Here is a 25224-nt window from a genome sequence, read left to right as displayed (position 1 = left end):
TTAGGGTCCGGCTATGGATCTGAACGGAGCAGCAGCAATCATCTCGGGCGGCGCCAGCGGCCTCGGCGAGGCGACCGCCCGCGAGCTGGCCCGTGTCGGCGCGACCGTGGTCGTGGCCGACCTGAACGCGGAGCGCGGCAAGGCGCTGGCCGACGAGATCGGCGGCGTGTTCGCCCACACCGACGTGGCGGACGAGGCGTCGGTGCAGGCCGCGGTGGAGACGGCGGTCGCCACCGGGAAGCCGTTGCGCGCCGTGGTCAGCAGCGCGGGCATCGGCTGGGCCCAGCGCACCGTCGGGCGGGACGGCTCTCCGCATGACCTGGCGTCCTACCGCAAGGTGATCGACGTCAACCTGATCGGCACGTTCAACCTCATGCGCATCGGCGCGGCGGCCATGGCCAGGACCGAGCCGGCGGACGAGGACGGCGCCCGCGGCGTCGTGGTCAACACCGCGTCGGTGGCCGGTATCGAGGGCCAGACGGGCCAGGTCGCCTACTCCGCGTCCAAGGGCGGGATCATCGGCATGACCCTGCCCGCCGCCCGCGACCTCGCCGTGGTCGGCGTCCGCGTGCTGACGATCGCGCCGGGCATCATCGACACCCCCATCTACGGCAAGATCGGCGACCAGGACGCCGAGGCGTTCAAGGCCAAGCTGATCGGGCCGGTGGCGTTCCCGAAGCGGCTGGGCAAGGCGTCCGAGTTCGCCCACCTGGTCCGCACGCTGATCGAGAACGACTACATGAACGGCGAGGTCATCCGCTTCGACGGCGGCATCCGCTTCCAGCCCAAGTGACAGGTGAGGTCAGGTTGTCCGAGGTTGACTCCGGGCCGGCCGCCGCGCCGGACGAGGTGCTCGTAGAGATCGTCGACGGCGGGGTGGCCGTCGTCACCATCAACCGGCCGAGGGTCAGGAACGCCGTGAACGGCGCGGTGGCGCGCGGCATCGCGGCCGCCCTCGACGAGCTCGACGCCAGCCCCGAGGTGTCGGTGATCGTCCTGACCGGGGCCGGTGGCACGTTCTCGGCGGGCATGGACCTGAAGGGGTTCCTCACCGGCGACATGCCCACGGTCGAGGGCCGGGGCTTCGGCGGCATCACCGAGGCGCCGCCGAAGAAGCCGATCATCGCGGCCGTCGAGGGGTACGCGCTGGCCGGCGGGTTCGAGCTGGCGCTCGCCTGCGACATCGTCGTCGCCTCCGAGGACGCCAAGTTCGGCCTGCCGGAGCCCAGGCGCGGGCTCGTGGCCGCCGCGGGCGGGATCATGCGGCTGCCGCGCCGGATTCCGTACCACGTCGCGATGGAGATCGCGCTGACCGGCGAGCACTACCCGGCCACCCGGCTGTACGAGCTGGGGCTGGTCAACCGGGTCACCTACCCGGGCGAGGCCCTGCACGGCGCGCTCGAACTGGGCCGCACGATCGCCGCGAACGCGCCGCTGGCCCTCGCCGCGACCAAGCGGGTCGTCGTCGAGTCGGCCGACTGGTCCAGGGAGGAGATGTTCCGGAAGCAGGGCGAGATCATCGGCCCGGTCTTCACGTCCGGCGACGCCATGGAGGGCGCGGCGGCCTTCGCGGAGAAGCGCCCTCCCGTCTGGAAGGGCGAATAGCCGCCGACAGGCATGATCGGGGTGGTTCCGGGCAGTCCGCTCGTCCATGGGCGTGACTGCGTACGGTGAATCCATGAGTGTATCCGAGCCCGGGCTGCCCCCGTCCGGCCGGTCGATGCGGGAACGCGCGTCCGAGCTGCTCACCGGCGCCCTCGGCAGCGCGATCCTGATGATCGTGCTCGTGTCGGCGATGTGGGCGATCGAGATCCTCGACTACGTCGAGAACAACAGACTCGACAGGTACGGCATCGTCGCCCACGAGCCGGACGGGCTGCCCGGGATCTTCTTCGCCCCGTTCCTGCACGCGGGTTTCGCCCACCTGATGGCCAACTCGGTGCCGCTGCTGATCCTGGGGTTCGTGGCGGCCATCCGGGGCATCGGCCGGTTCCTCGTCGCGAGCCTGATCGTCATCCTGGTCAGCGGCATGGGCGTGTGGCTCACCAGCCCGCCCGACACGCTCACGATCGGCGCGAGCGGCCTCGTCTTCGGCTACTTCGGCTACGTCGTGGCCCGGGGCCTGTTCGACCGCCGGGCTCTCGACATCGTCCTCGGCGTCGTGGTCGCCGTGCTGTACTACTCGATCCTGTGGGGCGCCCTGCCCACCCAGCCGGGCGTCTCCTGGCAGGGCCACCTGTTCGGCCTCATCGGCGGCGTGATCGCCGCCTGGCTGCTCCGCCGCCGCCGGGCCTACTGAGGCGCGGGCTCAGGACCCGGGCGGCGGCCGCCGGGAAGAACCGTCAGAGGCGCTCGACCACGTAGTCGACGCAGACGGTCAGCGCCTCGACGTCGGCCGGGTCGACGGCCGGGAACATCGCGATACGCAGCTGGTTGCGGCCGAGCTTGCGGTACGGCTCGGTGTCCACGATGCCGTTGGCCCGCAGCACCTTCGCCACCGCCGCCGCGTCCACGGAGTCGTCGAAGTCGATCGTGCCGACGACGTTGGAGCGCTGCGCCGGGTCGGCCACGAACGGCGAGGTGTACGACGTCTTGTCGGCCCAGGTGTACAGGCGCGAGGCGGAGTCGGCCGAGCGGGCGGTGGTCCACCCGAGGCCACCCTGGCCGTTCATCCAGTCAATCTGGTCGGCCAGCAGGAACAGCGTGGCGACCGCCGGCGTGTTGTAGGTCTGGTCCTTGACCGAGTTGTCGATCGCGGTCGGCAGGCTGAAGAACTCGGGGACGAACCGGCCGCTCTCGGCGATCTCCGTCACCCGGGCCAGCGCCTTGGGCGAGAACAGCGCGATCCACAGGCCGCCGTCGGAGGCGAAGCTCTTCTGCGGCGCGAAGTAGTAGACGTCGAAGTCCTCGGCGGCGACCGGCAGGCCGCCCGCGCCGCTGGTGGCGTCCACGAGGACGAGCGACCCGTCGTCACCCACGCGCTTGATGGGCATGGCGACGCCGGTGGAGGTCTCGTTGTGGGTGAGCGCGTAGACGTCCACGCCCTCCTCGGCGACCGGCAGCGGGTGGGTGCCCGGCTCCGACTTGATCACCGAGGGGTCGGCGAGCCAGGGGGCCTTCTTCGCGACCGTCGCGAACTTCGAGGAGAACTCACCGAAGTTCAGGTGCTGCGACTTCTCCCGGATCAGCCCGAAGGAGGCGATGTCCCAGAACGCCGTGGTGCCGCCGTTGCCGAGCACGACCTCGTACCCCTCGGGGAGGGAGAACAGGTCGGTGAGCCCGGCGCGGACGCGGGCGACGAGGTTCTTGACGGGCTTCTGCCGGTGGGACGTGCCCATCACCTTCGCGCCTTCGCCGGCGAGGGCGGCGAGCTGCTCGGGGCGTACCTTCGAGGGCCCGCAGCCGAAACGGCCGTCAGCGGGCTTGATGTCAGCGGGAATCACGATGTCAGCCACGGTTCAAGCGTAGTGAGACCTGCGAATGCTCTAGACCATGGTCCGGATGATGAGACACCTCACGACCTCGGCAGCGGACCGTCGCTTGAGGCGAAGGGGGCATGCCGTCCTTGACCGGGCTTGTCTTTTGGTCTCCCGCGGGCCCTTTCCTGTCTTCTCATCTTCCAGGCATTGGATGCCGAGTGCTGTGATACTGGTCGTGTGACTCGTCGAGTGCCTACCTTCCCCGGCATTCCGCTGTACTGCACCGCGGTACGGACGCGCTCGTAGGGCGAGCGGCCGTGCGTAGGTCTTTCACATTCCTGTTGCGCCCGACCCGCCATCAGCGCATTGCGCTCGCCGCGTGCCTGGAGGATCACCGGCAGCTCTACAACGCGGCGCTTGAGCACCGTCGTACGGCCTATCGGATGGCGGGGGTGAGTGTCGGGTACGGCGACCAGTCGGGGGAGCTGAAGCACATTCGCGCCGACGACCCCGATGGGCAGGGCCGGTGGTCGTTCTCCTCTCAGCAGGCCACCCTGCGCCGGCTGGAAAGGGCGTTCGCGGAGTTCTTCCGCCGTGTCGAAGCCGGTGACAGGCCCGGCTTCCCGCGGTTCAAGGGCCGCGGGTGGTTCGGCACGGTGGAGTGGCCCAAGGACGGCGACGGCTGCCGGTGGGACTCCCAGCCTGAGCACCCGACGGCGACCTACGTCCGCTTGCAGGGCGTCGGCCACGTCCGTGTCCACCGGCACCGGCCCGTGCGCGGGCGGGTGAAGACGATCGCGGTGAAGCGGGAAGGCGACCGCTGGTACGTGGTCGTGGCGTGCGACGAGGTCCCCCCAGGACCTCTGCCGGCGACCGACGCGGCCGTGGGCCTGGACATGGGTGTGGCGTCCCTGGTCACCACCTCGGACGGGGAGCATCTGGCCAACCCGCGTCATCTGGCCGCGTCCGCTGACAAGCTGGCCGCCGCTCAGCGGGACCTCGCCCGTGAAGAGCGCGGCTCCCATCGCCGTCGTAAGACTGTGGCCAGGGTTTCCGCCCAGCATGCGAAGGTTCGCCGTCAGTGGCTGGACGGCGCGCACAAGGTCGCGCTCGGGCTGGTAGGAGCCAACGGCGTGATCGTGCACGAGGACCTGCGGATCGTGAACATGACCCGGTCGGCGTCCGGCACGATCGAGGTCCCAGGCCGGCACGTCGCCGCCAAAGCCGGGCTCAACCGCGGCATCCTGGACGCGGGTTGGGGGGTGTTCCTGCGTGTGCTCGCGCACAAGGCTGAAAGCGCCGGTCGCGAGCTGATCGCGGTGAACCCCGCCGACACCTCCCGCACGTGTGCCCGCTGCGGGCACGTCGCCAAGGAGAACCGCCACACCCAAGCCGAATTCACCTGTACGGCCTGCGGGCATACCGCGCACGCCGACGTGAACGCGGCAACCAACATCCTCAGGGCAGGGCTTGCCCTTCGCGACGCCGTACAAGCGGCTTAGCGAGAAGCCGCTCCTTTCGGGGAGCGGAGGAGTCACGGTCGAGTTTCAGAAGCACGCACCACCCCGAAAACGGACTCCGCCTCCCGGGAGACACCCACGTGGCCGACGTGCACGGCGTCATCGAGAAACTTGTCCGCAGGCCGTTCTTCTGGCTGCCGGACCAGCCGCTTCCCCTGGTGTTCGTCGTCGAGCGGGACGGCGACGCGTTCGAGGCCGCGCGCCGTCTCGCCGCGCCGTTCGAGGACTGCCTCCCGTACGCGTCGGTGGCGGCCGGCCGGTACGGCACGCTGCACGAGCTCGTGGACGCGCTGGCCGGGGAGCAGGGGCAGCTCGGCCGGCCGGTGGGCGGCTCGTTCCTGCCGCCGCCGCGTTTCTCGCTGGTGCAGTTCGTGCTGTGGGCGCGCAGGCAGCGCGGCCTGCCGCCGGAGCCGGACCGCGGCGGGACGCCGCCCCCGCGCTGGCCCGACCCGCAGTCGCGGGGGAGCCTGGAGGAGTTCAAGGAGCGGCTCAAGCTCTGGCGGGGCGGCAGGCACGGCGGGCACCAGGGCCGCAGGACGGCGGCCGACTTCTTCGGGCGCGCGGCGACGACCTGGCTGCCGGTGGGCACCCTGGCCGCGGTGCTGCTGAGCACCCAGGTGGCCGGCGACCACGCGCCCTGGTGGCTGGACAGCGCGCCGGACCTGGTCGGCGTGCTCCCGTGGGCGCTCGGCCTGCTCGTCTTCGCGGCCGGCACGGTCGTCCAGGGGCTGCTGTCGGTCCGTGGATCGTTCTTCAACGGCTGGTTCCGGCGGCAGCCGTACCTGACCAGGAAGCCGTTCGAGCGGCTGTCGCAGTACGCGCTGCGGGTGGCGAGCGCGAGCGACGAGGACGCCGACCGGTTGCTGGTGCACGCGTTGTGCCAGGACCTCCACCAGGCGTACCAGAAGTGGATCATCCCGTGGCCGAGCTGGGGCCGCGGCCTGTACGGCCTGCTGGTCCTGGACGCCACCCTGCCGGGGTGCGCCAACGAGCGGTTCCTGCGCGTCCTGGAGGAGACCACCGAGGAGACCGGTCTCCTGCCGCCGATGCTGGTGCTGGCCGCGGTGCCGGAGTCGAAGGCCGCGGAGGCGAGGGCGGTCACGGGAGGCCGCCTGACGGAGTTACCGGCGCTGGCCGAGGCCTGGCGGGCCCGGGTGCGGCGGCAGGTGCCGCCGCTGCGCCTGCTGGCCGCCACGTCCGGCCCCGCGCCCGACGACGACCACCGGCCGCGGCTGCTGCCCAGCCGGATGCGGGCGATCGGGTACTGGTGCGTGATCGCGCTGCTCGTCGTCGGCCCGGTCACCCTGGCCTGGAGCATCTACCAGGACCAGAAGGCACACTGTGGCGGCCTGTCCTGGGCCGAGCTGGTCGGCGACGAGTGCGTCGGCGTCGTCAACGCGGACGGCCGGGCCCCCGAAGACGTCTTCGGCAGGAACATCGGCGCCGTCGTGAAGCGGATCGACGAGAACAACGCCGCCGCCCGGAACGTCGGAGCGTACGTGAACGTGGTCCTGTTCGGGGAGTACTCGATCAGGAGCCCGCGGCCGGACGGCGAGCCCGCCGAGCCCGGCGAGGACGCGCCGGAGGAGGACAGCAGGGTGTCCGGGGCGCTGGCCGAGCTGAAAGCCGTGGAGCAGTACCAGCGCACTGTCCGGAACGTTCCCCGCCTCCAGGTCCTGATCGCCAACGCCGGGGCGGACTTCCGCCAGGGGCGCCGGGCCGCCCGGCTGGTCAGCAGGCTGGCGGCCGAGGACCCGCACACGCTCGGCGTCATCGGCTTCCCGCGCAGTGTCAAGGGCGTCGAAGAGGCGATCAGCGTGCTGCACCAGGCCAAGATCCCGATGCTCTCCACCACCGCGACCGCGGACGACCTGGGGTACGTGCCCGACGTCACCGGCGCCGGCGAGATCGGGACGGAGCCCAGGCGGCCGTCCCCCTACTACTTCCGCATGGGCCCGACGAACTGGCGCGAGGCGCAGCTCGTCGCCCGGTTCATCCGCCGGACGCTGTTGCCCGGGAAGTCCTCGCCCACCGCGGTGATCGTCCAGGACCGGTCACCCGGCGACAGCTACACCAACAACCTCGCCCGCGACTACAAGGAGGCGGCCGGCGACCAGGGGATCGAGATCTCCGAGCGTGACGAGGTCTACTACACCGTGGACGGCGGCGGGATCGCCGAGGCGACGTCGGTCGCCTGCGGGCGCCATCCCGACGTGATCCTGTACGCGGGCCGGGCCACCGAGTTCCTCGGCTTCGTCGACGCCGTCGAGAAGTGCAGCGACGGCCAGGTCAAGGTGATCGCGGGGGACGACGTGATCAAGGTGGTCACCGACCACGGCAAGGAGATCGGCGACTACGGGCGCGTGCAGGTGTACTACGCCGCGCTCGCGAGCCGGGAACTGTGGCGGGATCCGTCGCGGGACCACGGCACGCAGCCGACCGGATTCATCCAGGCCCTCTTCGGCCGGACCTCGACCGAGTCGGAGGACAACCTCATCCTGGGCTACGACGCGGTCGAACTCTTCTACGATTCGGCCAACCGGGCGTACCAGGGCAGGAGGCTGCCCAGCAGGGGAGACCTCCTCTACCGGCTCGCGCTCGTCTCGGGGCGGCTCGCCAGGAACGGTTCGAGCGGAGTGATCGACTTCGGCGGCCGGGAGGCCCACGACCCCGTGGACAAGACCATCGCGATCATGCGGGTGCAGGCCGGTGGCGGCGTGAAGGTGGCGGTCCGCTGCGGGCGCCTCAGCCTGCGGGAGTCCGCGCCGCCCGGCGGCGTCTGCGACCACCTCCCCGACGTGTACGGCGAGGACGGCGAGCCCCGCCGCTGAGCCCGGACGCTGAGCCCCGACGTTGAGCGGAGCGGGCGCGGGGGACGGCCGAGGGTCCGCGGCCCTCTCGGAAAGCCGCGGGCCCTCGGCAGCCCCTCGGGGGGCTCAGACCCTGCCGACGACCTCGCCGGCGCCGGGCACGTCGTTGATCGAGCGCTGCTTCGGGCCCACGTAGTTCGCGCTGGGGCGGACCAGCCTGCCCGTGCGCTTCTGCTCCAGGACGTGGGCGGCCCAGCCGGCGGTGCGGGCGCAGGTGAACATCGAGGTGAACATGTGCGACGGCACCTCGGCGAAGTCGAGGACGACCGCGGCCCAGTACTCCACGTTGGTGGCGAGAACCCGGTCCGGCTTGCGGGCGTGCAGCTCCTCCAGCGCGGCGGTCTCCAGCGCGGCGGCGACCTCGTAGCGCGGCGCGCCCAGTTCCTTCGCCGTACGGCGCAGGACGCGGGCACGCGGGTCCTCGGCCCGGTAGACCCGGTGGCCGAAGCCCATCAGGCGGTTGCCCTTGTCCAGCTCGCTCTGGACGTACTTGCGGGCGTCGCCCATCTGCTCGACGCCCTCGATCATGTGCAGCACCCGCGCCGGGGCGCCGCCGTGCAGCGGGCCGGACATCGCGCCGACCGCGCCCGACAGGGCGGCGGCGACGTCGGCGCCGGTGGAGGCGATCACGCGGGCGGTGAACGTCGAGGCGTTCATGCCGTGCTCCGCGGCGGACGTCCAGTACGCGTCGATGGCCTTGACGTGCTTGGGATCGGGCTCACCGCGCCAGCGGACCATGAAACGTTCAACGATGCTCTCGGCCTCGTCCACGCGCTTCTGCGGGACCATCGGCAGCCCCAGGCCGCGGGCCGACTGCGCGACGAACGACAGGGCCGTGACCGAGGCGCGTGCGAGATCGTCGCGGGCCTGGTCGTCGTCGATGTCGAGCAGCGGGCGGAAGCCGTACGCGGGCGCCAGCATGGCCAGCGCGCTCTGTACGTCTACTCGGATGTCGCCGGAATGGACGGGAACGGGGTACGGCTCCGCCGGGGGCAGACCCGGCTGGAACTTGTCGTCGACGAGCAGGCCCCAGACGTTCCCGAAGGAGACGTTGCCCACGAGTTCTTCGATGTCGACGCCCCGGTATCGCAGGGCGCCCCCTTCTTTGTCCGGTTCCGCGATCTCGGTCTCGAACGCCACCACGCCTTCGAGCCCGGGTTTGAAGTCGGACATTCTCGGCCGCCTCCCTCTCTTGTGAAGTCCAGAGCCTTGATGTCGAGATACCGGCGGGTCAATTTAACCCGCAGTGTGACGCTGTCGTGTCGCCGCCCCTCCCCCACGCCGTTCCCCCTGTTGGGGGCCACCGGGTGAGAAGTGCGCCGGGCGCGCGACAATACCTTTCCGTGGACAGCGCTTCGCACCTGCCCGGGCTCCGGCACAGCTACGAGGGTGAGCCCCTGCTCGAAACCGGCATGGCCGACGACCCGGTGACGCAGTTCGCGCTGTGGTTCGCGGACGCCGTCGCCGCGGGCCTGCCCGAACCGAACGCCATGGTCGTCGCCACCAGTTCCGCCGGTGGCCGTCCCTCCGCCCGCACCGTCCTCCTCAAGGGGTTCGACGAACGCGGGTTCGTCTTCTTCACCAACTACGAGTCTCGCAAGGGCCGCGACCTCGCCGAGAACCCGCGGGCCTGTCTGTTGTTCCCCTGGCACCCGATCCGGCGGCAGGTCCGCGTGGAGGGCCCGGTCACCCGGATCTCGCGCGAGGACAGCGCGGCCTACTTCCACTCCCGGCCGTACGGTTCGCGCATCGGCGCGTGGGCCTCCCGCCAGTCCGCCGTGGTGGAGTCGCGTGAACGGCTCGACGCCCGCTACCGGGAGCTGGCCGAGCGCTGGCCCGAGGACCCGCCGATGCCGGACTTCTGGGGCGGCTTCCGGGTGGCGCCCGCGGAGGTCGAGTTCTGGCAGGGTCAGACCGATCGCATGCACGACCGGCTCCGATACCGGCTGGCGCGCGGCTCCTGGGTCATGGAGCGCCTGGCCCCTTGACCCCGGAGGCGGCGGTGCGGGCCGCGACCGTGAGGTCGGCGAGGAAGCCCGCGTACGCCTCGTCCCGGTCGGGCGCGCGCAGGATCGCCGAGGGGTGGATCGTCGCGACGTAGTAGGCGCCCTCCCGCCGGGGGACCGGCTCGCCCCGGTGGCGGGTCACCCGGAAGTCCGGGCCCAGCAGGGCCCGGGCGGCGGTGGCGCCCAGCACCACGGTCACCTCCGGGTCCACCAGGCGCATCTCGGCCTCCAGCCACGGCCGGCAGGCGTTGATCTCACCGACGGTCGGTTTCTGGTGGATCCGGCGCTTGCCGCGTGGCGTGAACTTGAAGTGCTTCACCGCGTTGGTGACGTACACCGCCTCGCGGTCGATGCCCGCCTCCTCCAGGGCCCGGTCCAGCACGCGGCCCGCGGGCCCGACGAACGGCGCGCCCTCGTGGTCCTCCTGGTCGCCCGGCTGCTCGCCGACCAGCATGAACCGTGCGTCGGGGACGCCCTCGCCGAAAACCGTCTGGGTGGCGTCGCGGTAGAGGTCGCAGCCTTCGCAGTGGCGCGCGGCCTCCCTGAGGGAGGGCAGACTGACCTCGTCAGGAAGGAATCGCTGGGCTCCGATGTTTCCCATCCTGGGTCGCTTCCCCAATAGGGTCGGCTGCGAACGCGGGGGAGGTCGTAGCATCGTTGTAGTAGTGGAGGAGCCTTGACCGCACACGGCCTGATCGACACGACGGAGATGTATCTCCGCACGATCTTCGAACTCGAAGAAGAAGGCATCGTGCCGCTCCGGGCCCGGATCGCCGAACGCCTGCAGCAGAGTGGCCCGACCGTCAGCCAGACGGTGGCGCGGATGGAACGCGATGGCCTGGTCAAGGTGCAGGGGGACAGACACCTCAGCATGACCGATCTTGGCCGTACGCTCGCGATCCGCGTGATGCGCAAGCACCGCCTGGCGGAGTGCCTGCTCACCCAGGTGATCGGCATGCCCTGGGAAGAGGTCCACATCGAGGCGTGCCGGTGGGAGCACGTGATGTCGGAGTCGGTGGAGACCCGGCTCGTCGGCCTGCTGCAGAACCCCCGGTTCTGCCCCCACGGCAATCCGATCCCCGGTCTCGACGAGCTGGGGGTGCCGCAGCCCGGTTCGGGCGGGGATGAGATGGTGTCTCCCATGGTGACCCTCGCGGGTCCGAGCGCCGTGCCCGTCGTCGTGCGGCGAATCAGCGAACAAGTGCAAAGCGACCCGGCTGTGATGCTTAAACTCAAGCAAGTTGGGATACAACCCGGACGCGAGGTGACGCTCGCGGCGAGCGACAACGGTGTACGGGTGACAGGTGATGGTGAGGTGGGTAGCACGACCGCGGATCTTCCGCGCGATGTGGCCTCTCACGTTTTCGTCACCAGACGATGACGGAAAGAGTTGTGCCTGGTTGAATCCCGTAGGGAGTCCTTCATTTCTCGCGACCCAGCCTTCGCAGGAGCGCCCGTGCCCGGCATAGCGAACCCGCCTCGTCAAGGGATGGTCGTGGTATGAGGCGCTGGGGAGACTTGTCACAGGACGCGGACGACCGCCTCACCGCCGGCTCCGTGCTGGACCACGCGGAGATGGCCGTGGTCGTGACCGACCGGTTCAGCAACGTCCTCTACTGGAACCCCTTCGCCGAGCGGTTGTTCGGCCGGGTGGGCGCGAATCCGGGCCGGGAGTCGCTGCGTACCCTCGGGATCTCCGACCACGACCACCCGCTCGCGGCCGACCTCGCCAAGCAGGTGCTGCGGGGCGGGGTGTGGGAGGGCACCTTCGACGTGGTCCGCGGCGACGGCACGCTGATCTACGTACGCGCCCAGGCCGTGCCGCTGCGGCATCCCTCCGGCTCGATCACGGGCATCGTGATCACCGCGCGCGAGGCGATGCGCAGCAACGAGCGCGAGAAGGACCGCTTCGGCCTGCTGGAGCGGATCGGCGAACGGCTGGCCGGCTCCCTCTACGTCGAGGAGACGCTCAACCGGGTCGCGGAGTCGCTCGTCCCGCAGTTCGCCGACCACTGCTTCATCGAACTGGCCGAGGGTGACCGCCTGGTCCGCAAGGTCTCCACCCACGTGAGCGGCTGGACGCCGCCGCCGGGCTCCTGGCCGCCGGTGGGCGCGGAGATCGCCTACCCCCTCGGGCACTACGCCGACACCGCGCTGCGCCGCCAGGAGACGATCCTGGTCGAGGACTTCTCCCAGGTCAGCTATCCGGCGCCGAGCGAGGGCGAGGCCCGCCTGTTCGCCGAGATCGGGGTGACCTCCGCCATCGTCGCCCCCCTGTGCGTGCGCGGCGAGACGCTCGGGCTGATGTACCTGCTCCTGTCCAACCTCACGAACCGGCACTCGCCCCACTACGACACCTTCGACCGCGACTTCGTCGGCGCCATCGCCACCCGCGTCGCGCTCGCCGTCGACAACGCGCTGCTGTTCGAGGAGGAACGGCACACCGCCGAGTCGTTCCAGAAGCACCTGCTTCCGCGTGTGCTGCCGTCGTTCGACGGGCTGGAGATCGCCCACCGCTACTTCCCCGCCGCCCCGCTCGCCACCCACGGGCAGGGCATCCAGACCCAGGTGGGCGGCGACTGGTACGACGTGATCCCGCTGTCGGCGGGCCGGGTCGGCATCGTGATCGGCGACGTCGAGGGCCGGGGCGCCAAGGCCGCGGCGGTCATGGGCCAGCTCAGGGCCGCGCTGCGGGCCTTCGCCCAGGACGACAAGCCGCCCGCCGACATCCTCGCCCGGCTGGACGAGTGGACCCGCGTGGTCGCCTCGCCCGAGCACGACGACTTCGGCGCCGACATCACCAACCCGCCGATCGTCACCTGCCAGTACATGGTGTACGACGCCTGGTCGAGGCAGCTGTGGTTCGCCAACGCCGGGCACGCGCCGCCGCTGCTGCTCGTGGACGGCGAGGTCAGGGACCTGGAGATCACCGAGGTCGGCCAGCCGCTCGGGGTGCGGGCCAAGGGCATGCACGCCGACCTGGTCTACAAGGAGGAGACCAGGATCCTGCCGGCCGGCGCGACCCTGCTGCTCTACACCGACGGCCTGGTCGACCGCAGGCCGCCGCGCGACGCGGCCGCGGGCGTGTACGACGACGAGACGCTGACGGTCCTCCGCGAGAAGCTGGCCAAGTCCTCGGGGGAGTCCGTCGAGCGCATCGCCGACCTCGCCACCGGCGCGGTCCCCGGCGAGATCGACGACGACATGGCCATTCTCGTCGTCCGCGCGGCCGGCACCGAGCTGCAGTCGCAGGAGCGGACGTTCCCGGCACAACCGATCATGGTGAGCGAGGCCCGGCGGATGGCGTCCGAGGCGTTCGAGGCGTGGCAGGTGCCCGAGGAACGCGCGGAGCTGGCCTGCCTGCTGGTCTCCGAGGTCGTGACCAACGTGGTCCTGCACGCCGCGAGCGCCGGCGTGCCACGCCGCGAGCTGGTGCTCGACGGGCCGCCGCTGCCGTTCGACGAGTCGTGGGACGTGCCGGGCTTCGAGGAGGAGATGGCCGGCGACAAGGAGTTCACCCTCCGGCTGCGCCGGGGCGGGGAGTCCGTCTGGGTGGAGGTCTTCGACCAGGACCTGCGCCTGCCGCGCATCCGCAGCGCGGGGGAGAACGACGAGGGCGGTCGCGGCCTCTACCTCGTGGACCAGCTCGCACGGCGCTGGGGTTCCCGTCCGACCCGGGAGGGCAAGGCGGTCTGGTTCGAGATCCCCATCGGCGGCCGGTGACCGATCCTCGTCGGCGGCCGGTCGCCCTCCACGCTCGGCGCGCACGGGCGCGGAAAGACGCGCATACTGATCGTCATGGACCCCGGACTCATCCTTCTGGTCTTCCTGGCGTTCCTGTTCGCGTGGTTGCTGAACAAGGTGCGCCGGTTCTTCCGGCTGGGCACGGTGGCCTACGCGGGGGTGATGATCGTCTTCGTGCTGGTCATGCTGCTCCTGTGGGGCCAGCAGCACCGCTGACGCACGTCGCGGCGACCCCCTCCAGCAAACAGGCCAGCCCGAACTCGAACCGCTCGCCGTAGGTCTGGTCCCGGGCCTCGACGACCCGCCGGGCGAACTGCGGGTAGGCGCCGCTCTCGATCACCTCGCGGATGTACGGGCCGACCCTGGCCCGCCACTGCTCCTCCGTCAGGCCGGTCCTGCGCTGCGCCTCCTGCTCGGCCGCCTCGCGGGAGACGGCTCCCGCCACGTAGTCGCCGACGAGGGCGACGACGCCGGCCGCCAGCGTGATGTCGGAGGTGAGCTGCCCGGCGGCGGCGAGCGCGTGCTCCATGCCGCGCAGGGAGTTCGGGCCGAGCGCGGGCCGGGTCGCCATCACCGCGCCGAGCCAGGGATGACGCAGAAGCGTCGCCCGATGCGCGCGCGCCATCGCCGCCAGGTCGGCCCGCCAGTCCCCGGTCAGCGGAGCGGGCTCCGTCTCGCCCGCGATCGCGTCGACCATCAGCTCCAGGAGCTCGTCCCGCCCAGTCACGTACCGGTAGAGCGACGTCGTGCCCGAGCCGAGATCGGCGGCGACGCGCCGCATGGAGAGCGCGTCGAGCCCTTCGGCGTCGGCCAGCGCGATCGAGGCCTCCACGATGCGCCCGACCGTCGGCGCCTGCCGCCGCGGCGTGGGCCGTTCCCGGCCCCACACCCGGCCTGGAAGTGAGCTCTCCGCACCCATGGCGCCCATCGTACCGGTGCGGGTACGGTGTTCCCATAACAGGAACAGCGTGCCCGAAACTGGAGGGAGACCTATGCGTACGACAGAGGTGCTGGTCGTGGGAGGCGGCTCTGTGGGGCTGGCCACGGCGGTCTTCCTGACCCACCACGGAGTGAGGACGCTGCTGGTGGAGCGCGACGAGGGTCCGCGGTCGCACCCACGGGCCACGGGAATCGGCGTCCGGACGGTGGAGATGCTCCGGGAGACCGGCCTGGCCGGCGCGGTGGACGCGGTCGCCCTCGACTGGTCGGCGGGAGCCCTGGGCAAGGCGAGGGCGCGGACCCTGGCCGACCTGGCGGAGACCGCCCCGCCCGCGCCCGCCGTCCCCCGGCAGGTGCCCTACAGCCCCGCCGCGTTACGCGGCCCCTGCCCGCAGAACCGGCTGGATCCCGTACTGCTCGCCGCCGCCCGCGAGCGTGGCGCGACCGTGTCGTACGGCACCGGGCTGGTCTCGTTCACCCAGGACGAGGAGGGCGTCACGGCCGTGCTGTCCACGGGAGAGCGGGTGCGGGCCCGCTACCTGGTGGCGGCCGACGGCGTCCGCAGTGAGGTCCGGGCCGCACTGGGCATCGGCCTGACCGGTCCGGGCGCGCTCACGGAACCGGGGCAGAACATCCTGTTCCGCGCCGACCTGCGGGAACTGGTCCGCGGACGGCACTTCGTCGCCTGTGAGATCACCGATCCGGCCGCGCCGGGCATGCTCATCACGATCGACGGCGAGAAGGAGTGGGTGTTCCTCACCGGACTCGACCGGGAACCGGCCCCCGCGCTGATCCGCGCCGCGACCGGCGTGCCGGATCTGGACGTGGAGATCCTCAGCACGCTGGTCTGGCGGGTGCGGGCCCAGGTCGCGGAGCGGTTCGCCCAGGGGCGGGTGTTCCTGGCCGGAGACGCCGCGCACGCCGTGCCGCCGCTCGGCGCCTTCGGCCTCAACACGGGTGTCGCCGACGGGCACAACCTGGCCTGGAAGCTGGCCCTCGTGCTCCGCGGCGAGGCCGGCCCCGCGCTGCTCGGCACCTACGACGCCGAACGCCGGCCGGTGGCGTCGCTCACCATGGAGCAGGCGCTGGTGCGGATGTCCGACCCCGCCCTGCACTGGGGCCACGGCCCCGCCGCGGCGGAGGCGCGGGCGGCGGCGGGCGCTCTCAACGCCCCGGTCGTGCACCTCGGCCAGCGGTACGTCTCCGCGGCCGTGATCGACCCACGGCCCGAACTGCCCTCGGCCGAGGACGTGGCCGCCTGCCTCGACGGTTCCCCCGGCTCCCGGATGCCGCACGCCTGGGTGTCCGAGGGCGTGTCCACTCTCGACCTCGTACGGTCGCGGTTCACCGTCTTCACCAGGCGGCCCGGCGGAGACCGCGACGAGGCGGGCACCGCCTGGCAGGCCGAGGCGGCGAGGCTCGGCCTGAACGCCCACGCCGTCGATCTGGCCGAGATCCCGCCGGGCGGCGCGCTGCTGGTGCGCCCCGACGGGTACGTCGCCTGGCGGGCGGAAGGCGGCCCCGAACGGCTCGGCGGCGTGCTCGACCGCCTGCTGGCCCGCGGACGGGACGGCTAGAAGTCGAACGACCTGCCGATGATCTCCTTCATGATCTCGGTGGTGCCGCCGTAGATCGTCTGGACCCGGCTGTCCAGCCAGGCCTTGGCGACCGGATACTCCAGCATGTAGCCGTAGCCGCCGTGCAGCTGGACGCACCGGTCGACGACCTTGTTCTGCAGTTCGGTCGTCCACCACTTGGCCTTGGCCGCGTCCACCGCCGTCAGTTCCCCGGCGTTGAGCGCGCGTACGCACTTGTCCAGATAGTGGCGGGCGATGTCGACCTCGGTGGCCAGCTCGGCCAGCACGAACCGGGTGTTCTGGAACTTGCCGATGTTCCGGCCGAAGGCGGTGCGGTTGCGGCAGTACTCGATCGTCTCCTCCAGGACGGTCTCCGCCGCCGCCACGGCCGCGACCGCGATCGACAACCGCTCCTGCGGGAGGTTGTTCATCAGCTGGAAGAACCCCTGGCCCTCCTCGTCGCCGAGGAGGTTGGCCACCGGCACCCGGACGTTCTGGAAGAACAACTCGGCCGTGTCCTGGGCGTGCATGCCGACCTTCTCCAGGTTGCGGCCGCGGGTGAAGCCCTCCATGCCGCGCTCCACCATCAGCAGCGACGTGCCGCGGGCGCCCGCCGAGGGGTCGGTCTTGACGACGACCACGACGAGATCGGAGTTGATCCCGTTGGTGATGAAGGTCTTCTGCCCGTTCACCACGTAGTGGTCGCCCTCACGGACGGCGGTGGTCCGGATGCCCTGCAGGTCGCTGCCGGCCCCCGGCTCGGTCATCCCGATCGCCGTGATCAGCTCGCCGGACGCGAAGCCCGGCAGCCACCGCTGCTTCTGCTCGTCGTTCGTGAGGTCGACCAGGTACGGCGCCATGATGTCGTTGTGCAGGCCGAAGCCCAGGCCCGTCGCGCCGACACGGATGATCTCCTCGACGATCACCGTGTTGTAACGGAAGTCGGAGATGCCCGAGCCGCCGTACTCCTCCGGCACCGAGAAGCCGAACATGCCCAGCTCACCGGCCTTCTTCCACACCTCGCGGGGGACGATGCCGTCCTTCTCCCACTGCGCGTGGTGAGGGACGACCTCACGGGCCATGAACTCACGGACGGTCTCACGGAAGAGGTCGTGCTCCTCGTCGAAGAGGTCTCGCCGCATCAGGTACGCCTCCGGGGCAGGATCGGTCAGCGGCACCAGAATACGATTCTGGTCCCGCCCCGGTCGATCGGCTCTTTCTCGTACGGCGGGTCACAACTCCGACACCATCGCCATAACGACCCCTTTGACCACTTCCGTACCTCTAAGATCTAGCTCGCGTTTGCTGTAGGCCCGCCAGGGCGCGGACCTTTGATCGGAGTATGTGGTGAAACGGTGGAGAGCGGGTCTCCCTAGGACCATGGCCGCCTTGGCCCTCGGCCTGGCCGGCACGGCGGCGATCGTCGTACCGGCGGTGACGGCCACGGCCAGTACCGCCGACCTCGTCGTCGACTACGCCTGTAACCAGGGCATCGCGGGGACGGGATCGGGCACGGTCTATCTCCGGACCAAGCTCACCGTTCCCACGACGCTGAACGTCAAGGATCCCCTCAACGTCGCCTGGAACCTGGCGTACCGGGACGCGACGCGTTTCGGGGCGCCCACCCTGCTGCCCAACGGCGGCAGGATCTACGTGACCGGAGAGGTCAACCTCAGCGACGGCTGGCAGGGACAGTTGCAGCCGGTGGGGAGCATCGACCAGACCGAGGCGATGAAGAAGGGCACCCCCCTCACCCTGCCGACCACGATCTCGGACTTCGCGTACACCACGAGGGCCGGCACGGTGACGGTCAAGCCGGGCAACCTCTATGTGGACTTCCGGCCGCCCGCCTCAGAGATCATGGTCAACGACGACGACCCCTCGATCACCTACAGCCCGGGCGACTGGAACAACGTCGACGACCGGCCGAGCGAGGACAACGACTACCACCTGGACTTCCACCGGACCACCAAGGCCGGCGCGTGGGCGTCGCTCACCTTCACCGGCACCGGGATCGAGTACGTCACGCAGCGGGACCGGCGCGCGGGGCCGGTCGAGTTCTGGGTCGACAACCAGTTGGGGACGCCGCCTCGGGTCAACCCCTCCCGCAACGACGACGACACGCTGGTCAACGACTCGAACGTCGGGGGCCAGACCCTGTGGAGCTTCAAGGGGCTCGACTACGGTCAGCACACGATCACCATCAAGAACGTCGAGGACAAGCGGACGCTGCTGGACGCCTTCCGCGTCATCACCGGTGAGCTGCCCGGCCCGCCGCCGCAGTACCGCGCCACGTGCACGCTCATCAGCGCTCCGGTCGCCGTGCAGGTGACCATCGGTGGCGGTGACACGCCGGGCAGTCCTTCGGGCAGCCCCTCCGGGGACACCTCGCCGTCGACGTCGCCGAGCGGCACGCCTGACGGCAACAGCCCGTCGCCGAGCGGAGGCTCGCCGTCTCCGTCGGTGTCGCCGAGCAAGACGCCGAGTCCTTCTCCGTCGGCGGCGGCGACGCAGAGCTATCTGACGAGCGTGATCGTGAAGGGCAGCCCGTCGCCGACGGCGACGCGTACCGTGACGCTGACCGCGACGCCGACGGTGGCGCAGGTGGCGGTCACTCCGCAGGGCGGCGCGCAGACCGGTGAGGCTCCGGAGCGGATGGCCGCATCGGGCCCGCTCCTGCTCGGCTCCGGCGGCGCGCTACTGATGATCGGCGTGCTCAGCGGCGTGGCACTGCTGCGGCGCAGGGCGGCGCACGCGGGCGAGCGGGGCTGAGGAGGATGACGATGAACCCGACTCCCGAGGGCGGCACCCCCGCCCAGGACCCACAGAGCGGCCAAGCCGCGCAGAGCGGCCAGGGCGCGCAGAGTTCCCAGAGCGTGCCGGACGCGCACGGCGGCACGAGCCCGCAGGGCGTCCAGGGGGACGTGGCGGGGAAGCGTAGAGGCCTTCCGCAGCCGGTTCTCGCGACGCTGCTCGTGGCCGGGTCGTTCGGCGGCATCGCCGCCGTGATGGCGGGCATGCTCGCCGTGCTGTCGCCCGGCGGCTCCCAGGACGCCGGTCAGACGCCGGGCGTGCAATTGAACGTGCAGGACGCCGGCAGCGTGGCGTTACTGCCTCCGACCGTAGGCCCGGGCGGGCCGGGCGTGCCGCTGACGGCGGCGAACGCGACCGCGCCGCCGCCGCAGCCCGCCATCCAGCCGATCGGCCCGCTGACCCTCACCACCACCACGGCCTCGTCGTCCTCCTCGCCGGTGTCCTCGTCCTCGAACACGGCGAAGACGAGCACGGCGAAGACGGCGACGGCGAAGAAGGTCACCGGCAGGCCGCTGAAGATCAGCATTCCGTCGATCGGCGTGAAGGCCGCCGTCGGCTCCGTGGGAGTGCAGAAGTCCGGCGCCATCCAGGCGCCGCCGCTGAGCAGGCCGAGCCTCACCGGGTGGTACCGCTTCGGGCCCGCCCCCGGCGACCAGGGGCCGGCGATCATCCTCGGGCACGTCAACACCCGTAAGGGCGCGGCCGTGTTCAGCCGCCTGCGCGAGCTCAAGCGCGGCAACAAGATCGCCGTACTGCGCGCGGACGGCAAGACGGCGATCTTCACGGTGGACGGGATCGAGCAGGTCAGCAAGTCGGCGTTCCCGACCAAGCGGGTCTACGGCAACACGATCACGTCCTCGCTGCGGCTGATCACCTGCGGCGGCGTCTTCAACGCCAAGCAGCACAGCTACACCGACAACATCGTCGTCTACGCCACGCTGACGGCGACCAAGGGCAAGGGTAAGTAACCCCGAGTCCGCTGGCCCGTGAGGGGCGCCGTCGCGCCCCTCACTCCGGCGGGTGGTCAGCCCAGCCCGATCACCTCCTCGCCCTCCCGCGCCTCGCGCTCGGGCGGGTCGACCGGCTCGCGGCGTCCGGCCGCACGCGCGGCCCGGGCCGCGCGCTGGACCAGCAGCGTTCCGGCCACCGCCGCGAGGGCCACCACGACCAGCGCGTACGGCTGCCGCCAGGGCGGCGAGCCGCCGTCGTCCGCGGCTGCGGCTCCGCTCGCCCGCATCGCCGCGGGTTGTGAGGACGGCGGCGCGAGTCCTGCCTGCCCGGCGGCCTGCGCGGTCGCCTGCCCGGCCTGCTGCTCGGGCGAGGAACCCGGCGGGGTGGCGAACGGCGCACGGGCGGGGATCACGGTCGCCGCCTTCCAGGGGAACCCCGGCGGTTTCACCCGGCCCCAGTAGTCCGTGATCTCCGCTCCGGCCTGCATCGCGTACTGCGGCGGGGCCGGCTTCAGCGTCCCCGGCACGGTGAGCGTCCCCACCTCGTAGGGCGCGAACTTGCCCTGTACGCCCTGCACCCGCCACCGCCCGGCCGGCACCGTGATCGTCGTCGCATAGTGGGCGGGATCCGGCAACGGCGTCCCGCCGAAGCTCAGGCTCGTGCCGTCCTCTCCCGTCAGCAGCAGGCCGGTCGGCCCGAGCGCGCCGTTGTCGTCGTACGGATGCGTGCCGTGCTGCAGCACCCAGTAGCCGACCGTGTAGGACACACCGGGCCGCAGCGTCGCGGGCAGCGGATCGAGTTCGGTGACGGCCCAGAACCCCGCGCGGGCGTGTGCGGGCGGCGCCGTCACCAGGACCGCCGCCAGCGCGGCGAGTGCCATGATCAGTCGTCTCATCTCAGTCAACCTCCGTCCTGCTTACCGCCGGAAGTCCGTGAGGGTTCCCTGAGAATTTCCTGACTTCCCGCTGCATGTGGTTATGGCGGTGGTCAACTCCTGGAAGACTGATGGCCAACCTGTACGCGACTGAGGTGGCGGGAGAGACGGCGTGGCCGACCCGAGCGTCCGGCAGCGGAGTGGCCGGCGACGAATCGCGGCGCGGGTGGCGGTGGGAGCGACGGCGGCGTTCGCACTGATGACGTGGCCGGTGCTCGCGGCGAGCGAGACCAAGACCGTCCTCTACTCCTGCACCGCGATGGGCGGCGGCCAGGGGACCTACCCGGTGAGCGTGACCCTGCTCGGGCCCGACAGTCCGACGGTGGGCGGCAACGTCCCGGTCACCTGGCGGATGGCCCCCGCCACGACGGCCGAGGGGCAGACGCCGATGCTCGCGCCGACGGCCGTCGCGTCCGGCGACGCCGTGGCCGCGGAGGGCGTGATGAAGGTGACCGGCATCCCCGTGGTGAGCGGGTCCCCCTCGCCGTCCCCCAGCGCAAGTACGAGTCCCAGCGCCAGCGCGAGTCCCAGTGCGAGTGCCAGTGCCAGTGTGAGCCCCAGCGTCAGTCCCAGCGTCAGTCCCAGCGCGACTCCGAGCCCGAGTCCGCCCGCCGGTGACACGGATCCGCCGGGAGGCACCGACACGACGCCGTCCCCGGACGAGTCGGATCCGGCGACGGGGTCCCTCGCCGCGGAAGGCGGCCGCACGCTGAGCCCTTCGGCCAGAGTGACGGCCGAGACGCCTGTGGCGGCGCAGGCCACCCTGTCGCCGATCCCCGATCTGGTCGTCACGCTGACCCCGACGGCCACCGGGGTCGTCGGGGTGGAGGCCGGCGACTTCACGCTGCGGCTGCTGCCGTCGGGGACCGGCACGGGAGCGGCGCTCTACACGTGCACCCTGCCGGCCTCCGCGACCGGGGCCTCGCTCGCGCTCACCGTCGCCGCCTCGGCGTCGCCCTCCGCCTCTTCGTCCGCGTCGCCGAGCCCGTCGGACACCGATGACGACGACACGACCACGACGCCCAGCCCGACCGAGACCACCACGACGACGGCGACCGCGACGGCGACGGTCACGCACACCGCCACGGCCAGGGCCACCACGACCGTCTCCCACACGGTGACCGCGCAGGTCAGGACGACCCCGGTCGGCGGCGCGCAGACGGGCGCGGGCGGAGACGCGGGCCCGGACGCCCGGGTCGTCGTGCTGACCGGCCTGCTGCTGATGGCCGCCTCCGCGGCCGGAGGCCTGCTGCTCCGCCGGCTCGGCCCGGGCGCGCGTCCGTACGGCGGGCGGTAGCGTGGCGTGACGCGGATATGACGAAAACATGACCAGGTTTGGGGAATCGGCGGCGACGATGGGGCTTTTGTCCGTAAAATCTCTACCCTGTCGTGACCGTACTCTGGAATGCTGGTACGCCTGTTCATCCTGAGCACAAGTAGGGGAGAGAAGTCAGTGCTGAAGTCCAAGGCGCGGGGCCGTGTCGCCGGGAGGGCCGCCGCGGCCGGAGTAGTCAGCGCGGGCGTCCTCCTCGGCCTGACCGCGCTCGGCGCGCAGGCCGACGTGAAGACCGTCAGCTACACCTGCACCCCATCCGCCACCGGGGCCACGCCCGTCAACCATGACTTCACCGTGTCGCTCACGGCGAACACCGCGGCGACCGGCACGCAGTACACCGCGACTTTGAGCATCGCGGCGGTCGCGCAGTCGCCGTTCCCGGCGCCGGTGGCGATCGAGAGCGGCGCGTCGATTCAGCTGCAGCCCAGCGTGGCGGCCACGGTGCTGCCCGCCACGGCGACCGCGGGCGTCTCCACGCCCTCGCCGACCAACTCGGTGACCGCGAACGTGGCGGCCCAGGGGTCGATGCCCCCGCTGCCGGTGGCGACGCTGACCGTCACCCCGTCCACCGGGGCCACGTCCGTCGCCCTCACGGCGAAGAACTTCACGATCAACATGCTCGCGCCCGCCGCGACGGGCACCGTCACGACGACGCCCACCCTGCTCTACACGTGTGCGATCGCGGCGTCGGGCACCAACACGACGCCCGCGTCGGCGACGATCGCGGTGACGGCCTCCTCCAGCGCGACCCCCACTCCCAGCCCCTCCGCCACGCCGAGCGCGACGCCCACGCCGCGCGGTACCCGCACCGTGTACGAGACGGTCACCGCGAACACCGCGACCGACAAGGCGACGACCAGGCAGGAGCAGGTTCCCCACACGCCCGCGGGCGGTGCCGCCACCGGCGGCGGAGGAGACGCCGGCCCCGACGCGCGCCTGTTCGTGCTCACCGGCACCGCGCTGATGCTGGCGGCGGCGGGCGGCGGGCTCGTGCTCCGGACCCGGCGCAGGCCGGCGCGGCAGTAGGACGGTGCCATGACGACCCCGCCACCTGGACAGTACCCGCCGGGCCAGCCGTACGGCATGCCTCCCGGGCCGGGCGGTCAGGGGTACCCGCAGCCGGCCTACGGCCAGCCCGTCTTCCAGCCGGTCGTGCTGCCCCCCCAGATGCAGCCCGTACAGCAGCAGCCGCAGCCGCGGCAGGAGCCGCCCACGGGCGGCGCCGCGCAGACGGCCCGCCGCGTGCTGATCACGGCGGCCATCGTGGGGCTGGTCACCGTGCTCGTGGGCGTGGTGATCATGGTGAACCACCCGGACGAGTACGCCCCGTCGAGCCGTACGTCGCTGAAGATGGTGGTTCCGCAGAACGGCCTGGCTCCGTCGGTGGGGCCGGGCGGCGTGGGGCAGCCGCTGACACAGGCGGTCGCGGGCGCCCCGGCGCCGTTGCCGAAGCTCCCGGCCGCCCCGGCGCTGCAGCCGTCCACGCCCAAGCGCCTTGTCATCCGGAAGATCGGCGTGAACGCGCCGATCAGCTCGGTCGGTCTGGACCGCGCCGGCGCGATCCAGACCCCGCCGATCAACAACCACAACCTCGTGGGCTGGTACCGGGGCGGCCCGACCGTGGGAGAGGCCGGTCCGGCCGTCATGCTCGGACACAAGGACACCGTCTCGCGCAGCGCCGTGTTCAGCCGCCTGCACGAGCTCGCGTACGGCGACACGATCGAGGTCCTCCGCATGGACGGAACGATCGCGGTCTTCACCGTGGGCGGCATCGAGCAGGCCGACAAGCAGACGTTCCCGACGAACCGGGTGTACGGCCAGGCCGCGGACGCCGAGCTGAGGCTGATCACCTGCGGCGGCTCCTACAATCGCACGACCGGTCACTACACCGACAACGTCATCGTCTACGCCCTGATGACCGGCACCCGCCTGGCGAAGTCGAAGTCCTGAACCGGGCAGCCCGCCGGAAAGGGTCGTGGAGAACGCCCCAGGAGGGCTATCGTCTCTTCGACCGATCATGAGGAGGGCCTTGTGGGCTGGTTGTCGAATCTCCTGCTCCCCGGCCGGCTGCGCACAGGCCCCACGGCACTGCTGCCCGCCCGGCCGGACCCGAAGACACTGCTGGCGATAGCGCAGCTCGCCGATCCCGAGGCGAGGCCGGACGGGGACGACGTCCTCGCGGGCGGCTCACGCGTCCAGCCGCCGATCGAGCTCGGCCCGGACCTCCTGGCCAAGCTCGGCGTCCCCGGCGAGGAGCCGCTCTGGGCGTGCCGGATCGCCGCCGACGGCCCGCTGCCGGTGGACTTCTTCGACAAGAGCCTGGCCGAGGGCATCGCGTACCGGCTGGGCGGCTGGTCGGTCTGCCAGGGCGAGCCGGTCGACCCCGCCGAGGAAGACGGTGGCGATCCGGTGGTCTACCTGCCGGCCGTACCGGAACCCGAGGAGGTCCTGCCGGTCCTGGCGGGGCTGCTCCACGCGGACGCCGTGGACGGTGCCAGGTGGCCGGAGGGTGAACTCGTCGACGGCGTCGTCCACGTCCCCGTGCGCCGGGGCAGGGTGGCCGACGTGTACGCGGACGACGACCTGGTGATCACGATCGAGGAGGGCCACCGCGTCCCGCCCGTCGCCCAGGCCCGCTGGCCGTACCTCACCGAGATCGCCGTCGCGAGAGTCTCACCGGCCGGCCGTACGGAGGAGACGCGGCCCGCCGCCGAGGCGACCGGAGGCACGGGAGACACCGAGGACGCCGACGACACGGCCGCCGTCGCCTCCGGCGACGAGGTTCCCGTCGCGCCGGGCGCGGAGACCGCGCGTCCCGAGGACGTGGATGATCCGGACGCCCTGGAGAGCGACGCCGCAGAGACCGGTGCTGCGGAGACCGGGGTGGCGGAAGGCGGTGCCGGGTCCGGCTACGACGCGGTCGCCGTCGCGCGGGACGCGCTCGTCGGGCGGGCGGCGGTGGCACTGGAGATCGCGCAGCGGCTGCAGGGGATCGCCGCCGACAGCCGGGGCTTCCAGCTCGCCGAGCCCGCCGACGTGCTGCCCGGGGGATATGCCGGAACCCCGCTCGCCTGAACCCTGCTCACCTGAATCCTGCCCGTACCGCGCCTGCCC

At 71.6% G+C, this 25224-nt stretch carries 22 protein-coding genes; 16 read left to right on the top strand and 6 right to left on the bottom strand.

Annotated features, from left to right (window positions below; genetic code table 11):
• The first annotated feature begins 13 nt into the window (after positions 1-13).
• The 3 genes from FED44_RS10635 to FED44_RS10625 all read left to right on the top strand — a co-directional run bounded on the left by FED44_RS10635 (position 14) and on the right by FED44_RS10625 (position 2299).
• Entirely contained in the window at positions 14-793 is a 780-nt protein-coding gene (locus tag FED44_RS10635) for an SDR family NAD(P)-dependent oxidoreductase (protein WP_111699954.1), read from the top strand.
• A 14-nt stretch (positions 794-807) separates the two neighbouring features.
• Positions 808-1605 carry a crotonase/enoyl-CoA hydratase family protein gene (locus tag FED44_RS10630; protein WP_244301825.1) on the top strand — a complete coding sequence of 266 codons (798 nt, stop codon included), beginning with the start codon at positions 808-810 and terminating at the stop codon, positions 1603-1605.
• Between the two features lie 73 nt (positions 1606-1678).
• Positions 1679-2299 carry a rhomboid family intramembrane serine protease gene (locus FED44_RS10625; RefSeq protein WP_111699953.1) on the top strand — a complete coding sequence of 207 codons (621 nt, stop codon included), beginning with the start codon at positions 1679-1681 and terminating at the stop codon, positions 2297-2299.
• Positions 2300-2342: 43 nt separating this feature from the next.
• Here FED44_RS10625 and serC read toward each other — a convergent pair whose 3' ends face one another.
• Entirely contained in the window at positions 2343-3455 is a 1113-nt protein-coding gene (gene serC, locus FED44_RS10620; RefSeq protein WP_138460523.1) for a phosphoserine transaminase, read from the bottom strand.
• A gap of 281 nt (positions 3456-3736) precedes the next feature.
• Here serC and FED44_RS10615 point away from each other — a divergent pair, with 281 nt between their 5' ends.
• Positions 3737-4921, top strand: coding sequence for an RNA-guided endonuclease InsQ/TnpB family protein (locus tag FED44_RS10615; RefSeq protein ID WP_138460522.1), 1185 nt, complete (start codon positions 3737-3739; stop codon positions 4919-4921).
• Positions 4922-5019: 98 nt separating this feature from the next.
• Entirely contained in the window at positions 5020-7770 is a 2751-nt protein-coding gene (locus tag FED44_RS10610; RefSeq protein WP_138460521.1) for an ABC transporter substrate-binding protein, read from the top strand.
• Positions 7771-7875: 105 nt separating this feature from the next.
• On the opposite strand, the gene FED44_RS10605 is transcribed toward FED44_RS10610, so the two are convergent.
• Positions 7876-8982, bottom strand: coding sequence for a citrate synthase 2 (locus FED44_RS10605; protein WP_111699949.1), 1107 nt, complete (start codon positions 8980-8982; stop codon positions 7876-7878).
• Between the two features lie 170 nt (positions 8983-9152).
• On the opposite strand from FED44_RS10605, the gene pdxH reads away from it, so the two are divergent.
• On the top strand, positions 9153-9797 hold the full coding sequence (gene pdxH / locus FED44_RS10600; protein WP_111699948.1) for a pyridoxamine 5'-phosphate oxidase: 645 nt from the start codon (positions 9153-9155) through the stop codon (positions 9795-9797).
• Here the strand turns inward: pdxH and FED44_RS10595 are convergent.
• The gene (locus FED44_RS10595) at positions 9775-10416 is read right to left on the bottom strand and encodes a UdgX family uracil-DNA binding protein (protein ID WP_138460520.1); all 642 of its coding nucleotides are present in this window, start codon (positions 10414-10416) and stop codon (positions 9775-9777) included. The genes pdxH and FED44_RS10595 overlap by 23 nt on opposite strands.
• Before the next feature lie 75 nt (positions 10417-10491).
• Between FED44_RS10595 and FED44_RS10590 the strand changes: the two genes are divergently transcribed.
• The 3 genes from FED44_RS10590 (at position 10492) to FED44_RS35735 (ending at position 13775) form a co-directional block, all read left to right on the top strand.
• On the top strand, positions 10492-11196 hold the full coding sequence (locus FED44_RS10590; RefSeq protein WP_111699946.1) for a metal-dependent transcriptional regulator: 705 nt from the start codon (positions 10492-10494) through the stop codon (positions 11194-11196).
• A 119-nt stretch (positions 11197-11315) separates the two neighbouring features.
• Positions 11316-13538, top strand: coding sequence for an ATP-binding SpoIIE family protein phosphatase (locus FED44_RS10585; RefSeq protein WP_111699945.1), 2223 nt, complete (start codon positions 11316-11318; stop codon positions 13536-13538).
• A gap of 75 nt (positions 13539-13613) precedes the next feature.
• Positions 13614-13775, top strand: coding sequence for a hypothetical protein (locus tag FED44_RS35735; RefSeq protein WP_165900601.1), 162 nt, complete (start codon positions 13614-13616; stop codon positions 13773-13775).
• Here FED44_RS35735 and FED44_RS10580 read toward each other — a convergent pair.
• On the bottom strand, positions 13741-14478 hold the full coding sequence (locus tag FED44_RS10580; RefSeq protein ID WP_111699981.1) for a TetR/AcrR family transcriptional regulator C-terminal domain-containing protein: 738 nt from the start codon (positions 14476-14478) through the stop codon (positions 13741-13743). The genes FED44_RS35735 and FED44_RS10580 overlap by 35 nt on opposite strands.
• Positions 14479-14551: 73 nt before the next feature.
• Here FED44_RS10580 and FED44_RS10575 point away from each other — a divergent pair, with 73 nt between their 5' ends.
• Positions 14552-16075 (top strand): FAD-dependent monooxygenase, encoded by a 1524-nt coding sequence (locus FED44_RS10575; protein ID WP_138460519.1) that lies wholly within the window; start codon positions 14552-14554, stop codon positions 16073-16075.
• Here FED44_RS10575 and FED44_RS10570 read toward each other — a convergent pair.
• The gene (locus tag FED44_RS10570) at positions 16072-17217 is read right to left on the bottom strand and encodes an acyl-CoA dehydrogenase family protein (RefSeq protein ID WP_138460622.1); all 1146 of its coding nucleotides are present in this window, start codon (positions 17215-17217) and stop codon (positions 16072-16074) included. The genes FED44_RS10575 and FED44_RS10570 overlap by 4 nt on opposite strands.
• Before the next feature lie 238 nt (positions 17218-17455).
• Here FED44_RS10570 and FED44_RS10565 point away from each other — a divergent pair, with 238 nt between their 5' ends.
• Together FED44_RS10565 and FED44_RS10560 are read left to right on the top strand one after the other, a co-directional pair.
• Positions 17456-18847, top strand: coding sequence for a hypothetical protein (locus FED44_RS10565; protein ID WP_138460518.1), 1392 nt, complete (start codon positions 17456-17458; stop codon positions 18845-18847).
• Positions 18848-18858: 11 nt separating this feature from the next.
• Positions 18859-19857, top strand: coding sequence for a class F sortase (locus tag FED44_RS10560; RefSeq protein ID WP_167521444.1), 999 nt, complete (start codon positions 18859-18861; stop codon positions 19855-19857).
• Positions 19858-19913: 56 nt separating this feature from the next.
• Here the strand turns inward: FED44_RS10560 and FED44_RS10555 are convergent, their stop codons facing one another.
• Positions 19914-20735, bottom strand: coding sequence for a hypothetical protein (locus FED44_RS10555; RefSeq protein ID WP_138460516.1), 822 nt, complete (start codon positions 20733-20735; stop codon positions 19914-19916).
• 151 nt (positions 20736-20886) lie between these two features.
• On the opposite strand from FED44_RS10555, the gene FED44_RS10550 reads away from it, so the two are divergent.
• The 4 genes from FED44_RS10550 to FED44_RS10535 all read left to right on the top strand — a co-directional run bounded on the left by FED44_RS10550 (position 20887) and on the right by FED44_RS10535 (position 25185).
• Complete coding sequence (locus FED44_RS10550; protein WP_138460515.1) at positions 20887-22071, top strand: hypothetical protein; 1185 nt, start codon at positions 20887-20889, stop codon at positions 22069-22071.
• 156 nt (positions 22072-22227) lie between these two features.
• The gene (locus tag FED44_RS10545) at positions 22228-23136 is read left to right on the top strand and encodes a hypothetical protein (protein WP_138460514.1); all 909 of its coding nucleotides are present in this window, start codon (positions 22228-22230) and stop codon (positions 23134-23136) included.
• 9 nt (positions 23137-23145) lie between these two features.
• A complete protein-coding gene (locus FED44_RS10540; protein WP_111699937.1) occupies positions 23146-24060 on the top strand; it encodes a class F sortase in 915 nt (304 codons plus the stop codon).
• 81 nt (positions 24061-24141) lie between these two features.
• On the top strand, positions 24142-25185 hold the full coding sequence (locus FED44_RS10535) for a hypothetical protein (protein WP_138460513.1): 1044 nt from the start codon (positions 24142-24144) through the stop codon (positions 25183-25185).
• Positions 25186-25224: the final 39 nt, after the last annotated feature.

The organism is Microbispora triticiradicis, assembly GCF_005864065.1.
Classification (GTDB): domain Bacteria; phylum Actinomycetota; class Actinomycetes; order Streptosporangiales; family Streptosporangiaceae; genus Microbispora; species Microbispora triticiradicis.
Note: the sequence above shows the minus strand (reverse complement) of the source record. Positions and strands in the feature narration are given on the sequence as shown.